The sequence below is a fragment of the Burkholderia sp. COPS genome (assembly GCF_019425585.1).
In the GTDB taxonomy this organism is placed as follows: Bacteria; Pseudomonadota; Gammaproteobacteria; order Burkholderiales; family Burkholderiaceae; genus Burkholderia; species Burkholderia cepacia.
The window spans coordinates 35,887-49,296 of the sequence record NZ_WIXR01000001.1 but is presented as its reverse complement, the minus strand read 5'-3'; the positions used below and the strand labels follow the sequence as shown (position 1 = coordinate 49,296).

Genomic DNA, 13,410 nt, shown 5'->3' with positions numbered 1-13,410 from the left:
GCTCAGAACTTGAAGCGCGACGGCTCGATCGCGTTGACGAGGTGGTCGATGTAGGTTTCGAACACGTCGGCGACGCGGTACTGCTTGTCGTCGATGCGCGTGATGATCTGCGCCTTCATCACCGGACGGCCGCCGACGAATGCCGACAGGCGGCCGCCGACCTTCAGTTGCTCGAGCATTTCCTGCGGCACGACGGGCAGGCCGCCCGCGACGCAGATCACGTCGTACGGCGCCTTGCCGGCCCAGCCGCGCGAACCGTCGCCGAGGACGACTTCCGCGTTGGTCACGCCGTCGTTGCGCAGGTTGTCTTCCGCGAACTTCGCGATGGCCGGATCGATCTCGACGGCCGTCACGTGCCGGGCGCGATGCGCGAACAGCGCGGCCAGGTAGCCCGAACCGGCGCCGATCACGAGCACGTTCTCGTGCTTCTTGACGGCCAGCTCCTGCAGCACGCGCGCTTCGACGCGCGGGAACAGCATCTTGCTGGTGCCGCCCGGCAGCGGCAGTTCGAGGTCGGCGAACGCGAGATCGCGGTATTCGGCCGGAACGTAGTTTTCACGCTTGACGATCGACAGCAGGCCCAGGACGTCGAGATCCAGCACGTCCCACGGCCGGATCTGTTGTTCGATCATGTTGAAACGCGCGTTTTCGATATTCATGGTGTGGTCACGCAGCCTGGTCGGCCATCAGCGGGGATAGAGAAACTTCGTGATTGTACCAAACGGGGCGGCCGCGAAGCCTTCAGGCGGCCTGCAACAGACCTTTACCCCTTGCTCTTCTTGATCTGCGCCTCGAAGGCGAGGTCGAGCTTGCTCGCCTTGCGCGGCTTTTTGGGGCCGAATTCGTCGACGAACTTGACGAACTCGTCGAGCGGCAGCGGCTCGCAGCGCTTCTCGGCGGTGCCGCCCGAGCGGTCGACGAGATAGAACAGGCCGCCCGCCATTGCGACGGCCGCGAAATGCGGGTTGCCGGAGCGGGTCTTCAGGCGTTCGACCGCGTGGGTCGCTTTGGTGGTGCGCATCGTGCGGTTCTGGCGGGGCGTAAGCCCCACACTGTATCAAACCGGCCGCCCGCATGCGCCCGGCCGGCGCCCGGCCGACCCTAGACCGTGCGTGAATACCGTTGCTGCTGCGTTTGCCCGAGGTACGCGTCGAACGCCATCGCGATGTTGCGCACGACCATCCGGCCCGCCGGATGGATCGTCAGGCGGTCGCCCGCGATCGTCAGCAGCCCGTCGCGCTCGAACGGGCGCAGCGCGTCGAGTTCGCGCGCGAAATGATCGGCGAAGCGGATGCCGTGTGCGGCCTCGACATGCGAGAACGGCAGTTCGAGGTTGCACATCAGCTGCGTGATCACGTCGCGGCGCAGCCGGTCGTCGGGCGTGAGCCGTACGCCGCGCGCGATCGGCAGCCGGCCCGCGTCGAGCGCGGCGCCGTAGGCGGGCAGGTCCTTCGCGTTCTGCGCGTAGACGTCGCCGACCTTGCCGATCGACGACACGCCGAAACCGACGAGGTCGGTATCCGCGCGCGTGCTGTAGCCCTGGAAATTGCGTTGCAGCGTGCCGTTGCGCTGCGCGCGCACGAGTTCGTCGGACGGCCGCGCGAAGTGATCCATCCCGATGTACACGTAGCCGGCCGACGTCAGCATGTCGATCGCGAGGCCGAGCAGCGCGATGCGCGTTTCCGGCGGCGGCAGCGTCGCATCGTCGATCTGCCGCTGCATCTTGAACAGGTGCGGCATGTGCGCGTAGCCGAACACCGACAGCCGATCGGGCGCGAGTTCGATGATCGTTTCCAGCGTGCGCGCGAAGACGGCAACGGTCTGGTGCGGCAGCCCGTAGATCAGGTCGACGCTCACCGAATGAAACCCCGTCGTGCGCGCGGCGGAGAGCAGGTCGGCCGTCATCGCGCGCGGCTGGACACGGTTGATCGCCTGTTGCACGGCCGGGTCGAAATCCTGCACGCCGAGGCTCAGCCGGTTGAAGCCGATATTGCGCAGGTGGACGAGCGTGGCGGGCGTGACCGTGCGCGGATCGATCTCGATCGAGAATTCGGCGTCGGCATCCGGCGCGAGCGCGAAGTGCTCGCGCGTGGCCGCCATCAGCTCGGCCGTTTCGTCGTCGGACAGGAAGGTGGGCGTGCCGCCGCCCCAGTGCAACTGCGTGACCGGGCGCGCGGGATCGAACAGCGCGGCCTGCAGCGCCATCTCGCGCTTGAGCTGCTCGAGATACGGGCGTGCGCGGCGGCGGTTGTTGGTCGCGATCTTGTTGCAGCCGCAGTAGAAGCACGCGGTGTTGCAGAACGGGATGTGGAAGTACAGCGACAGCTCGCTCGACGAGGCGCCGGGGTCGCTCGCCGCGCGCAGGTAGTCGGCCGGGTCGAAATCGTCGCGGAACTGCAGCGCGGTGGGGTACGACGTATAGCGCGGCCCGTTCGCGCCGTATTTCGCGAGCAAATCGGGACGGAACATTGAGTCGGCAGAACCGGAACGCATGATGGTCTCGCGCTTTTTAGATGCTTTCGAGTATATAAACGCGCGATTGAGCTGCATTGTGTAATAACGTCGCAGCCGGCGATGGCACAATGCGGGGTGGGCTGCCGGCACCGCGTCCGGTTGCCGCACCGTTTTTTGTTGTTCGTTCGAGAGAGCCGAGTGTCCGTCGAAATGCCTGTCCGCCCGGCGCCTGCCGATGTCCCGCCGCCGCATGCGTGCCGCGAGGGCTGCGGCGCGTGCTGCATCGCGCCGTCGATTTCCAGCCCGATTCCGGGCATGCCCGACGGCAAGCCGGCCGGTGTGCGCTGCGTGCAGCTCGGCGACGACCTGCGCTGCCGGATCTTCGGCCGCCCCGAGCGGCCCGCGTGCTGTTCGGGGCTGCAGCCTGCCGCGGACATGTGCGGCGCGTCGCGCGACGACGCGCTCGCGTGGCTCACGCGTCTCGAGGCCGCGACGCGGCCGTCGCAACCAGGAGAGTGTTCAGCATGACCGCACCTTGCGCGCCCGGCCGGCGCCGTTTCCTCGCCGCAACCGTCGGCGCCATCGGCGTGACGCTGTCGCTCGCCGCTTGCGCGTCGACCTTCCCGTTCATCCCCGATCACTACACGTTCTCGCGCGGCGACGTGCAGAAGGCCGTCGCCCGCAAGTTCCCGTACCAGAAGACGGTCGCGCAGGTCGTCGACGTGTCGCTCGCGAACCCGGCCGTCAACCTGCTGCCCGACCAGAACCGCGTCGCCGTGCAGCTCGATGCGCATTTCGCGAGCCCGTTCCTGCGCGCGCCCGTCAGCGGCAAGTTCACCGTGTCGGGCCAGCTTGCTTACGACGCACCGAGCCGTTCGGTGGTGCTGAAGTCGCCGGCCGTCGACAGCCTCGCGCTCGACGGCGACGCGCAGATGTACGCGCAACAGGTCGGCGCGGCCGCGGGCCTGCTCGCGACGCAGTTGCTGACCAACTATCCGATCTACACGTTCAAGCCCGAACAGCTGCAATTTGCCGGGGTGAACTACGAACCCGGTACAATTACGATTCTTACAAACGGCATACGCGTGGCGATCGTCGAAAAGTGACGGCGAACCGCGCCCGGCCGGAGGGGGGCCGCGCGTGGAAGAGTGGCCCATTCATTCGACCATTTCGGAGTTGGGCCACGGATGGACTGGATCCTGATCTGCAAGGCTTTGATCCTCGGCGTCGTCGAGGGGCTGACGGAATTCCTGCCGGTGTCGAGCACCGGTCACCTGATCGTCGCGGGCAGCTTCCTGAATTTCAACGATTCGCACGCGAAGACTTTCGACGTCGTGATCCAGTTCGGGGCGATTCTCGCGGTCTGCTGGGAATACCGGCAACGGATCGCGTCCATCGTATCCGGGCTGCCCAGCCGGCCCGATGCGCGGCGCTTCACGCTGAACGTCGTGATCGCGACGATTCCCGCGATCGCACTCGGCCTCCTGCTCGAGAAGAAGATCAAGGCGGTGCTGTTCTCGCCGGTACCCGTCGCGTTCGCGCTCGTCGTGGGCGGGGCGATCATCCTGTGGGCCGAGGCGCGGCAGCGCGAACGCAGCGAGCCGCCGCGCGTGGTGTCGGTCGACGCGCTGACCCCGCTCGATGCGCTCAAGGTCGGCATCGCGCAGTGCTTCGCGCTGATTCCCGGCATGTCGCGCTCGGGCTCGACGATCATCGGCGGGATGCTGTTCGGTCTCGACCGGCGCGTCGCCACCGAATTCTCGTTCTTCCTCGCGATTCCGATCATCTTCGGCGCGACACTCTATGAAACCGTCAAGGACTGGCAGGCGTTCACCGTCGATTCGCTCGGCCTGTTCGCGCTTGGCCTCGTCGCCGCGTTCGTCAGTGCGTTCGTGTGCGTGCGCTGGCTGCTGCGCTACGTCGCGACGCACGATTTCACGGTGTTCGCGTGGTACCGGATCGCGTTCGGACTGTTCGTGCTGCTGGTCGGGTACAGCGGCTGGCTGAACTGGGCGTGACGCGGCACGGAGGCGGGCGCGCCTCCAATGAGAAAAGCCCGATCGGCAGATAACCGATCGGGCTTTTTTTATCCGGATCCGGGCGGCATGCGCCGCCGCAGCGGGAAGGCTCAGCCGGCGCGCTTGCGGAATACCAGGTCCCACACGCCGTGGCCGAGGCGCAGCCCGCGCCGTTCGAACTTCGTGACCGGGCGGTAGTCGGGGCGCGGGGCGTAGTCGGCGGCGGTGTTTTCGAGCGTCGGTTCCGCGCCGAGCACTTCCAGCATCTGCTCGGCGTAGTTCTGCCAGTCGGTCGCGCAGTGAATGTATGCGCCGGGCTTCAGGCGCGACGCGAGATGCGCGACGAGCGGCGGCTGGATCAGCCGGCGCTTGTGGTGGCGCGCCTTGTGCCACGGGTCGGGGAAGAAGATGTGCACGCCGTCGAGACTTTCCGGCGCAAGCATGTGCTCGAGCACCTCGACCGCGTCGTGCTGGATGATGCGGATGTTCGGCAGATCCTGCTCGCCGATCAGCTTCAGCAGCGCGCCAACGCCCGGCTCGTGCACTTCGACGCCGAGGAAGTCGTCGCCGGGGCGGTTCGCGGCGATTTCTGCGGTCGATGCGCCCATCCCGAAGCCGATCTCGAGGATGCGCGGCGCGCTGCGGCCGAACACCGCATTCCAGTCGGGCAGCTCCGGCGCATACGGCACCACGAAGCGCGGGCCGAGTTCGTCGAGCGCGCGGCGCTGGCCGGTCGACACGCGGCCGGCGCGCGTCACGAAGCTGCGGATGCGGCGGTGGTGCAGCGGATTGACGGCGTCGGCGCCTTCGGCGGCTTCGTCGGGAATGGCGTCGTCGTGCGGCGGCAGGCCGGCTTCGTTCGGATCGTCGTGCATCATCGGTACAGAGAAAGGCTCGGTTGCGGGCGAGGGCCCGTTGCGCGCAGCAGTGCGCCGGGTGAACCGGCACATGGTACAAAAAAGCCGCCTTCGACGAGGCGGCTTTTGCGCAGGCTGCGATGCAGCTGGAAAGTGGAGCGGGCGATGGGAATCGAACCCACGTCATCAGCTTGGGAAGCTGAGGTAATGGCCATTATACGACGCCCGCAGAACGCGTGATTCTACAGGGGTTCGGGTCGGGATGGCAAGCGGGAGGTTCGGCGCAGAGCAACTGACAGGGCTCGATGCCGGAGCGTTGGCGTCGCGCGCAGTGGCGGGTGAGCCCTCGTATTCACGGGATCTACTGTCCAGGCTGCGACCTGTTGTTTGGACGGAGTGCACTTGAAATCGGTCGTACATACGATCCGTTCTTTCATTCACTGGGACTGAAGGACACCAATTTTTCGGACCCGGTGTATGCCACCGGGTTCGCGGAGGGGGGGGGGATCGAGAGATTGATTTGCTACGCGCTCAAGTGCACGGTCGGATTCGGTTATACCGGGATGCTTGCATACGGAACACGTGCGGATGGCGGGACCCGCGTATTCGAGCACTGGACCTATGAATCCATGTTCGAAAACGCGCCCCTTCCTGCATGGCGATATTGGCCACCCGGTCGCACCTATCCTGCATCGCTTCCTCCCTGTCCGCCGAAGAACGAATCCGCAAGCGGCGAGGTTTGCAGCGACCAGGAGATTCCTGTCGAGGGGATCTGGGAGCCGTGGTTTCCGTTCGGCAAGGTGGGCTGTCCGAGCTACTTCCTCAAAGGCAGTGTTGCCCACAAGTATCTGTTGGAAGGTACGAACGACGAGCACGAGGTGCGCTGGCGGCTGCTGTGGGAAGACGAGCGTTACCGGGATGGCAGCATTCCGGCGGAGGAGGAAACTTACTTCCCCAAGCCTGTCGCGTAACCGAGGCTACACGCCTTGCCCGGAGAGCGCTTGTCCGCGCACCGGTTACTGGCAAAGCCCGGCCGCATCGTCAGGCGGCACCGCAACGCCAACACCGAACGAAAAGCGGCGGTCGTGCGCTTCCCCGCAGGCCGGTGTCGAAAATAGACGAGTCGGTGTCGGAAGCATGCAAGTCCCGACCACGCTTTCGCACTAACGTGACAAGCCCTTTACACGAACGTTAGTCTGGAGCTGACATGTCCGATTTCATCACCGTTCTGCGCGAAACCTGCCCGACGCCGGTCCTTGACGCGACCAAGTGGAAGCGTATCGGCGGCGATCCGCACACCGTGAACCTCAACGCGTACCTCTCCAAGGACGGCAGCAAGATCATGGGTACCTGGATCTGCACGCCGGGCAAGTTCGAGGTGAACTACGAGAAATGGGAGTACTGCCACTTCCTCGATGGCTACTGCATCATCACACCGGAAGGCGAGGAGTCGGTGCACCTGAAAGCCGACGACGTGTTCGTGATCGAACCCGGCATGAAAGGAACCTGGGAAGTGGTGGAGACGGTGCGCAAGTACTTCGTCTTCGCCTGAGCGGGCCGGTAGATTCGAGCCACGCATACCGTCGTCGTCCGGATACCTTCGAGGTTCGCGCCCTCCGGGCGACCGCACGCTTTCGCGCGACTGCGTGGCCGATGCGGTGTGCGCGGTTGGCCGGGGCATTCGTATCGCGGGGCGCGGTCAAATCGCCAGCCCCGGCGATGCGTTCAACCACGTGCTCGTTCAAGCCGGCACACACCGGCGCATTCCGTCCAGGCGGTGCGCCGGCCGATTCGAAAAGGCGATCGCCGCGCCGGCCTGCGCGTCATCGCCCAAACCCCTATGATGCAGCGATCCGCCCACCGTTCCGGTCGCATCGCGTACCTCGTTCGCTTGCGCCGGTCGCTACTCCCGGAATCCCGACCATGCGTATCACCGACATCCGCGAACGCACGATTCCCGTCTCCCGCTATGCCGACCCGGTCATTCCATCCGGCGGCCTGACGACGAGTGTCGTCGCGCTCACCACCGACGTCGTGCGTGACGGCCGCCCCGTGACGGGCTACGGCTACGCATCGGTCGGCCGCTTCGCGCAGGGCGGCCTGATCCGCGAACGGTTCGCGCCGCGCCTGCTGGCCGCCGCCGACGCGCTCGCCGACGAAGCCGGCACGAACCTCGACCCGTTCCGCGCGTGGCGCGCGATGATGGCCGGCGAAAAGCCCGGCGGACACGGCGAACGCTGCGTGGCGATCGGCGCGCTCGACATGGCGATCTGGGACGCCGCCGCGAAAATCGCCGACCTGCCGCTCAATCGCTTTCTGGCCGACTGGCTTGGACGCACGGCGGCACCGCGCGTCCGTGTGTACGCGGGCGGTGGTTATCGTTATCCGCACGACGATCTCGCGCGTCTGTCGGACGAGATGCGCCGCATTGCCGACCTTGGCTACACGCACGCGAAGATCAAGATCGGTGGCACGGACGTCGCTCAGGACAGCAGGCGCATCGAAGCGGCCGCCACGCAGTTGGCGGACAGTTCGCATCTCGCGGTCGACGCGATGAACACGTACGACGCGACGACCGTCGATATTGCCGTCGCGATGCTCGAGCCGTTCGGCCTCTGGTGGTTCGAGGACATCTGCGATCCGCTCGACCTGCCGCTCCAGGCGGACGTCGCCACGCGCTACGCGCCGCCGATCGCGGCCGGCGAAGCGCTGTTCTCGCTCGCGGAAGCGAAGCTGCTCGACCGCTACGGCGGCCTGCGTCCCGACCGCGACGTGCTCGTGTTCGACCCCGTGCATTGCTACGGGCTGCCGGGATACCTGCAGATCGTCGAGCACTTCGCATCGCGCGGCTGGCGGCGCGACGCGTTCTGGCCACATGGCGGCCACCTGTTCTCGCTGCACGTCGTCGCTGCACTCGGGCTCGGCGGTGCGGAAGTCAATCCGTTCGCGTTCGATCCGTTCAGCGGGCTCGCCGATGGCGCAACCGTCGACGCAGGTTTTGCGCGCACGCCGCAGGCACCGGGCATCGGTTTCGAGCGGCATGCCGGCGCGCATCGCGCGTTTCGCGCGGTATCGGGCCGCTGACACCCAAAGCGGTCAGCGCGTCGCCGCCTCGCCGAGGTTGAGCGCGACGAGCGCACAAACGGTCAGCGCGATGCCGGCGAGCTTCAGCGACGACACCGATTCGTCGAAGCAGACGATGCCGATCACGGCCGTGGCCGCGGTGCTGGCGGCGGCCCAGCTCGCGTACGCGAGCCCCATTTCGAGCCGCTTCGTCGCGAGCGCCATCAGCCAGACGGCGCAGGCATAACAGACGACGGTGAGCGCGGACGGGAGCGGGCGGGAAAAGCCGGCCGAAAACTTCAGGCCGACGGAGCCGAGCACTTCGGCGAGGACACTGACGCCCAGCAGAAGCCAGGCAGACTGGAGCGGGGACACGAACGGCCTCCTTCCCTCGACGCTTATACCGAGCGGCGAGGAGAAGTGGAGGTGTCAGCGGTACCCAGAACGAAAGCAGCTTAGTACGCGCGGAAGGGCAATACAAGGCATGCGCCGCGCCAGTCATGCGCGGTCGGTGTTGCCGGCCGCCCACTCCGGTCGCTGCCCGAGCGTGTCGAACAGCCGGACGATCTCGGCTTTCACCTTCTGCACCGCGTTGCTGACGAGCGCCGTATCGTGCCAGCACAGCGACAGGTCGCGCGCGAACAGCCGGTGCGCGACCGTCGACAGCTTGAGCTTGCGTTCCTCGATCTCGACGTGCGCGGCCGTCCACGGCAGGATCGTCACGCCGAGCTGCGCCATCACGGCCGCGAACAGCAGCCCGGTCGAGCTCGCCTCGAAGCCGATCTCGTACGACAGCCCGGCCTCGCGCATCGCCCATTCGACACGGTTGCGGATCGTGTTCGGTGCGCTCGGCAGGACGAGCGGCATCCGTGCGATCGCATCGAGCGGCACGGGATCGTCCGGCACCGGGAATTCGGGCCACGTGATCAGGTACAGCGTTTCCGTCAGCAGCCGGTGGATCGCGATGCCGCGCGTCTCGACCGCGTCGACGACGATCGCGAGATCGAGCCGTGCGCGTTCGAGCAGCGTGTCGAGATCGGCACTCGGCGCCTCGATCAGCTCCAGCATGATGCCCGGATAGCGGTCGCGCACCGCGCGGGCGAGCGGAATGGCCAGCACGCGCGCGGTGCTCGACGGCATCCCGACCGTCACGCGGCCCTGCGGCGTGTCGGCGTCGCGGCGCAGCAGCTCGCGCGTGCCGTCGGCCTGGCGCAGCAGTTCGAGCGCATGCCGGTACAGCGTGCGGCCGGCGGCGGTCGGCGCGACGCCGCGCACGCTGCGTTCGAGCAGCTGCATCCCGAGATCCTGTTCGAGATTGCGCATCTGCTGGCTCACCGCCGGCTGCGCGACATGCAGTGCCTCGCTCGCATGCGTGACGTTGCCGCATTCGACGACCTTCACGAAATAGCGCAACTGCCTCAAGTCCATCGCCGCCGCCTCCCGATTCAAGCCATAAGCCAATCCGATCGAGCAAGATGAATATCATATTTTTCCCCGATCGATGGGGTTTCTATACTCGTCTCACACAAGAGCCAGCCTGCCGGCCATCCCGGACCGGACGCGGCAAAAGCGCCGGCCCCGCCGGCAAGGAGACGAAGATGTTCAAGGCGATCGACGCGCCGGCGGCCGGCGCGAAGCCGCGGCGCACGCCGCTCACGCGCGAGCAGGTCAAGGGCTTCTGGGCCGTGTATGCGGGCTGGGTGCTCGACGGCGTGGATTCGGTGATCTATGCGCTCGTGCTGATTCCCGCGCTGACCGAGCTGCTGCCGGCGTCCGGCATCGCGGCGACGCCCGTGAATCTTGGGATGTACGGCTCGATCCTGTTCGCGCTGTTCCTGATCGGCTGGGGGCTGTCGTTCATCTGGGGGCCGCTCGCCGACCGCTTCGGCCGCGTGCGCACGCTCGCCGCGAGCATCCTGATCTATTCGGTGTTCACCGGCGCGGCCGCGTTCGTGCACGACGTGTGGGCACTGGCGGCGTGCCGTTTGATCGCCGGGATCGGCGTCGGCGGCGAATGGGCGCTCGCGGGCACCTACGTGGCCGAGAGCTGGCCGGAAGACCGCCGCAAGATGGGCGCCGGCTACCTGCAGACGGGCTACTACTTCGGCTTCTTCATCGCGGCGTGCCTGAACTACACGATCGGCGCGACCTACGGGTGGCGCGCGATGTTCCTGTGCGGGCTCGCGCCGGCGCTGCTCGCCGTGTTCACCGTGATGCGCGTGAAGGAGCCCGGCCAGTGGCGCCGGCACGACGCACGCGACGGCGACGTGGCCGACGCGCGGCGCGCGCATCCGCTGCGCGAGATCTTCGCGCCGGCCTTCCTGCGCCGCACGTTGACGAGCGCGAGCCTGGTCGGCGTCGCGATCGTCGGGCTGTGGGCCGGCTCCGTGTATGAGGCGAGCGCGGTCACGACGCTGGCGGCGCGTGCGGGCATCGATCACATCGGCGCGCTGCGGCTCGCGTCGATCGGCGCGGCGATCCTGTCGTGCGCGACGATCGCCGGCTGCCTGGTTGCGCCGTGGCTCTCCGAACGGCTTGGCCGGCGCACGGCGCTCGGTGTGTATTTCGCGGGCATGGCCGGTTCGATCGTGTTCGCGTTCGGCTGGGCGTTCTACCAGCCGAACGGGCTCGCGGCATTCATGGTGTCGCTCGCGTTCCTCGGTTTCTTCGGCGGCAATTTCGCGATCTTCTCGTTGTGGCTGCCCGAGCAGTACCCGACACGCGTGCGTGCCACCGCGTTCGCGTTCAACGCGTCGGTCGGCCGCTTCATCGGCGCAGGCGTGAACTTCCTGCTCGGCGCCGCGATTCACGGTTACGGATCGCTCGGCGTGCCGGTCGCATGGACCGCGGCCGCGTTCGGGCTCGGCATCCTGATCCTGCCGTTCGCGGTCGAAACGCGCCATCAGACGCTGCCCGAATGAGCGGTGCGCCGCGATCGTTCGGAAACAAGCCACACCCAGTCATCAATATCAGGAGTCCGGAATGCAGGCATTACAAGGAATCAGGGTCGTCGATCTGAGCCGCGCGCTGTCGGGGCCGTTCTGCTCGATGGTGCTCGCCGATCTCGGCGCCGACGTGATCAAGGTCGAGTCGGGGCCGCACGGCGACATGAGCCGCGCGTGGGGGCCGTTCGATCGCGGCGTGAGCACGTACTACCTGTCCTGCAACCGCAACAAGCGCGGCATCTGCGTGGATTTCCGGCAGCCGGCCGGCCTCGACGTCGTGCGCGGGCTGATCGCGCAGGCCGACGTCGTGATCGAGAATTTCAAGGCCGGCACGATGGACGCGATGGGGCTCGGTTACGCCGCGCTGAGCGCGCGCGATCCGCGGCTCGTGATGGGCAGCGTCACCGCGTTCGGCCCGCGCGGCCCGTTGCGCGACTGGCCGGGCTTCGACCAGGTCGCGCAGGGCTACGCGGGGCTGATGAGCCTCACCGGTTTTCCCGACGGCGAGCCGACCCGCACGGGCACCGCGATCGGCGATCTCAGCTCGGGGATGTGGGTCGCGACCGGTGTGGTGGCGGCGCTGTTCGAGCGCGAGCGCACGGGGCGCGGGCAGCATGTCGGCACGTCGCTGCTCGAAAGCCTCGTGTCGCTGCTGAGCGTGCACGGGCAACGCTACCTGAGCCTCGGTGACGTGCCGCGCCGCACCGGCAATGCGCATGCGGTGATCGCGCCGTACGGCGTGTTCGAGACGGCCGACGGGCCGCTCAACCTTGCGCCGATCACGACCGACATGTGGCTGCGGCTGTGCCAGTTGCTGGATCTGCCCGAACTGCCGGACGATCCGCGCTTCGCGACCAACGATGCGCGTGTCGCGCACCGTGACGAACTGAAAGCGCTGCTCGAAGGCCGGTTGCGCACGCGCGGCAAGCGCGAATGGACGCAACGATTCGTCGACGCCGGGCTGCCGGCGGGGCCGATCAACACGCTCGACGAAGTGTTCGACGATCCGCAGCTCGCGCATTGCGGGCTGGTCGAACCGGTCGCGCATCCGACGCTCGGCACGCTGCGCCAGGTCGTCACGCCGCTCGGCGGGATGGGGGACGCGGTGCCGGCGCCGCGCACGCGCCATGCGCCGCCGCTGCTCGGCGAGCATACGGTCGACGTGCTGCGCGAAGCGGGCTACGACGACGACGCGATCGACACGCTGCTGGCCGGGCGCGCGATCTTCCAGGCGGAAGCGGCGGCGGAGGCCGTGCAATGAGCGACACGACGAAACACGATGGCGCGTCGCGCGTGACGGTCGACATGGTCGGCGAACGGATCGCGCGCGTGCGGTTCGCGAATCCGGCGCGACGGCATGCGCTCGACGCGCCGTTGCTCGATGCGCTCGTCGCGCGCCTCGATGCGCTGGCCGAACACCGTCCTCCGCCCGTCGTGATCCTGTCGAACGACGGCAGCGGCGACGTGTGGAGCGCGGGGCACGATCTGCGCGAGCTGGCCGACGATCGCGATCCGCTCGCGTACGGCAAGCCGCTCGAACGGGCGCTGCGGCGCGTGCGGACTTATCCGGGCGCGGTGATCGCGGCGGTGTCGGGGTCGGCGTGGGGCGGGGCGGTCGATCTCGTGATGAGCTGCGACCTGGTGGTCGCGGCGCGCGATGCGCGTTTTGCGATGACGCCCGCGAACATCGGCCTGCCGTATTCGACGAGCGGCCTACTGCGCTTCCACGACAACCTGCCGATCCACGTGCTGAAGGAGATGTTCTTCTGCGCGCAGCCGCTCGATGCGGAACGCGCCGCGCATCACGGGCTCGTGAACCGGCTGGCGGAAGCCGGCGGTGTCGACGAGGCGGCGCTCGACGTCGCGCGCACGATCGCCGCGAAGGCGCCGCTCGCGGTGCACGCGGTGAAGGAGCAGTTGCGCGTGCTGCAGGATGCGCGGCCGTTGCCGGCCGACGCGTTCGAACGGATCGCCGAGTTGCGCCGGCACGCGTGCGAAGGCGAGGACTTCGACGAAGGGCTGCGCGCGTTTGCGGAGCGGCGCGCGCCGGTGTTTCGCGGCGCGTAGGGCCGG

The 13,410-nt window shown here is 67.5% G+C and carries 15 protein-coding genes and 1 tRNA gene; 9 read left to right on the top strand and 7 right to left on the bottom strand.

Annotated elements, in window-relative coordinates:
* Positions 1 to 2: 2 nt before the first annotated feature.
* From FOZ70_RS00275 to hemN, 3 genes are all read right to left on the bottom strand, one after another.
* The gene (locus tag FOZ70_RS00275; protein WP_021157052.1) at positions 3 to 659 is read right to left on the bottom strand and encodes a protein-L-isoaspartate O-methyltransferase; all 657 of its coding nucleotides are present in this window, start codon (positions 657 to 659) and stop codon (positions 3 to 5) included.
* 104 nt (positions 660 to 763) lie between these two features.
* Complete coding sequence (locus FOZ70_RS00270) at positions 764 to 1,021, bottom strand: hypothetical protein (protein ID WP_006476690.1); 258 nt, start codon at positions 1,019 to 1,021, stop codon at positions 764 to 766.
* 80 nt (positions 1,022 to 1,101) lie between these two features.
* Positions 1,102 to 2,493, bottom strand: a complete 1,392-nt coding sequence (gene hemN / locus FOZ70_RS00265; RefSeq protein ID WP_027788157.1) for an oxygen-independent coproporphyrinogen III oxidase — start codon at positions 2,491 to 2,493, stop codon at positions 1,102 to 1,104.
* Positions 2,494 to 2,664: 171 nt separating this feature from the next.
* Here hemN and FOZ70_RS00260 point away from each other — a divergent pair, with 171 nt between their 5' ends.
* The 3 genes from FOZ70_RS00260 (at position 2,665) to FOZ70_RS00250 (ending at position 4,472) form a co-directional block, all read left to right on the top strand.
* Positions 2,665 to 2,982: a YkgJ family cysteine cluster protein gene (locus FOZ70_RS00260; RefSeq protein WP_034195806.1), complete on the top strand. Its 318-nt coding sequence runs from the start codon at positions 2,665 to 2,667 to the stop codon at positions 2,980 to 2,982.
* The gene (locus FOZ70_RS00255) at positions 2,979 to 3,560 is read left to right on the top strand and encodes a DUF1439 domain-containing protein (RefSeq protein ID WP_021157056.1); all 582 of its coding nucleotides are present in this window, start codon (positions 2,979 to 2,981) and stop codon (positions 3,558 to 3,560) included. The genes FOZ70_RS00260 and FOZ70_RS00255 overlap by 4 nt, the downstream gene beginning before the upstream one ends.
* Before the next feature lie 81 nt (positions 3,561 to 3,641).
* The gene (locus tag FOZ70_RS00250) at positions 3,642 to 4,472 is read left to right on the top strand and encodes an undecaprenyl-diphosphate phosphatase (protein ID WP_021157057.1); all 831 of its coding nucleotides are present in this window, start codon (positions 3,642 to 3,644) and stop codon (positions 4,470 to 4,472) included.
* 110 nt (positions 4,473 to 4,582) lie between these two features.
* Here the strand turns inward: FOZ70_RS00250 and trmB are convergent, their stop codons facing one another.
* Complete coding sequence (gene trmB, locus FOZ70_RS00245) at positions 4,583 to 5,350, bottom strand: tRNA (guanosine(46)-N7)-methyltransferase TrmB (protein WP_021157058.1); 768 nt, start codon at positions 5,348 to 5,350, stop codon at positions 4,583 to 4,585.
* A gap of 133 nt (positions 5,351 to 5,483) precedes the next feature.
* Positions 5,484 to 5,558, bottom strand: a tRNA-Gly gene (locus FOZ70_RS00240).
* Between the two features lie 76 nt (positions 5,559 to 5,634).
* Here FOZ70_RS00240 and FOZ70_RS00235 point away from each other — a divergent pair.
* From FOZ70_RS00235 to FOZ70_RS00225, 3 genes are all read left to right on the top strand, one after another.
* Positions 5,635 to 6,300 (top strand): Imm72 family immunity protein, encoded by a 666-nt coding sequence (locus FOZ70_RS00235; RefSeq protein WP_258025504.1) that lies wholly within the window; start codon positions 5,635 to 5,637, stop codon positions 6,298 to 6,300.
* Positions 6,301 to 6,536: 236 nt separating this feature from the next.
* Entirely contained in the window at positions 6,537 to 6,881 is a 345-nt protein-coding gene (locus FOZ70_RS00230) for a cupin domain-containing protein (RefSeq protein WP_219704723.1), read from the top strand.
* A gap of 371 nt (positions 6,882 to 7,252) precedes the next feature.
* Positions 7,253 to 8,413 carry an enolase C-terminal domain-like protein gene (locus FOZ70_RS00225; RefSeq protein WP_219704722.1) on the top strand — a complete coding sequence of 387 codons (1,161 nt, stop codon included), beginning with the start codon at positions 7,253 to 7,255 and terminating at the stop codon, positions 8,411 to 8,413.
* Positions 8,414 to 8,425: 12 nt separating this feature from the next.
* Here FOZ70_RS00225 and FOZ70_RS00220 read toward each other — a convergent pair whose 3' ends face one another.
* A complete protein-coding gene (locus tag FOZ70_RS00220) occupies positions 8,426 to 8,767 on the bottom strand; it encodes an SMR family transporter (protein WP_060309549.1) in 342 nt (113 codons plus the stop codon).
* Between the two features lie 123 nt (positions 8,768 to 8,890).
* Positions 8,891 to 9,820: a LysR substrate-binding domain-containing protein gene (locus tag FOZ70_RS00215; protein WP_021157065.1), complete on the bottom strand. Its 930-nt coding sequence runs from the start codon at positions 9,818 to 9,820 to the stop codon at positions 8,891 to 8,893.
* A 170-nt stretch (positions 9,821 to 9,990) separates the two neighbouring features.
* Between FOZ70_RS00215 and FOZ70_RS00210 the strand changes: the two genes are divergently transcribed.
* The 3 genes from FOZ70_RS00210 (at position 9,991) to scpB (ending at position 13,404) form a co-directional block, all read left to right on the top strand.
* Positions 9,991 to 11,313: an MFS transporter gene (locus FOZ70_RS00210; protein WP_219704721.1), complete on the top strand. Its 1,323-nt coding sequence runs from the start codon at positions 9,991 to 9,993 to the stop codon at positions 11,311 to 11,313.
* Between the two features lie 61 nt (positions 11,314 to 11,374).
* Positions 11,375 to 12,598, top strand: coding sequence for a CaiB/BaiF CoA-transferase family protein (locus FOZ70_RS00205; protein WP_059856460.1), 1,224 nt, complete (start codon positions 11,375 to 11,377; stop codon positions 12,596 to 12,598).
* A complete protein-coding gene (gene scpB, locus FOZ70_RS00200; RefSeq protein ID WP_021157068.1) occupies positions 12,595 to 13,404 on the top strand; it encodes a methylmalonyl-CoA decarboxylase in 810 nt (269 codons plus the stop codon). The genes FOZ70_RS00205 and scpB overlap by 4 nt, the downstream gene beginning before the upstream one ends.
* The last annotated feature ends 6 nt before the right edge of the window (positions 13,405 to 13,410 follow it).